The organism is Emticicia sp. W12TSBA100-4, from assembly GCF_040253585.1.
Taxonomy (GTDB): Bacteria; Bacteroidota; Bacteroidia; order Cytophagales; family Spirosomataceae; genus Emticicia.
This window is the reverse complement of sequence record NZ_JBELAU010000074.1, coordinates 1-619: the sequence shown is the minus strand read 5'-3', so window position 1 is coordinate 619 and position 619 is coordinate 1. Positions and strand designations below refer to the sequence as shown.

At 36.5% G+C, this 619-nt stretch carries 2 pseudogenes; both read left to right on the top strand.

Going from position 1 to position 619, the window contains the following annotated elements:
- Positions 1–200: pseudogene (locus ABR854_RS25805) on the top strand (hypothetical protein); the annotation flags it as partial.
- A 168-nt stretch (positions 201–368) separates the two neighbouring features.
- Positions 369–619: pseudogene (locus ABR854_RS25800) on the top strand (IS1 family transposase); the annotation flags it as partial.

Genomic DNA, 619 nt, shown 5'->3' with positions numbered 1-619 from the left:
TTTGTCGAGTATGTGATGTAAGTCAGCAGTGGCTACTATCTTACATCAAAGAATTATATAAAGCACTACCAGATGATTTAAATGCAGATTTGTCTATTCCCGCCCTTGACTCTTATTTATCAGAGCGAATGGATGAAGAAATAGGTCGGATAGAGGCTATAAAAAAAATTCGGATTCACTTGAGAGCTACGTGCAAGTGATTGATGGTGAACATGTTGAGTTGGATGAGCCGAATGATGATTTTGTAATACTAATAGAGAATAATGACCTGTTAATCAATGAATTATATAGTAAAGAAAGAGGTCTAAGAGTGGAATATTTTGGTATTCAATTAGATGAGATGTGCGGGGCGGCCCGTGCCGACTTTCGTGGGAAACAAGGATAATAAGCAATGGCTTTGGCTTGCTCTAAATCCATATAATAAACAAATTGTAGCCTTTCATGTCGGTAGTCGTTCAAGTAAAGATGCCCAACTTTTTTACGAAAAAATTCCTGATATTTTCAAAGGAAAAACGGGATTCTTTTCTGATTATTGGCAAGCATACATTAAAGCATTTGAACAGGAAGACCACTTTGGAGTTGGTAAAGACAGTGGTTTAACTGCTTATATTGAACGTTT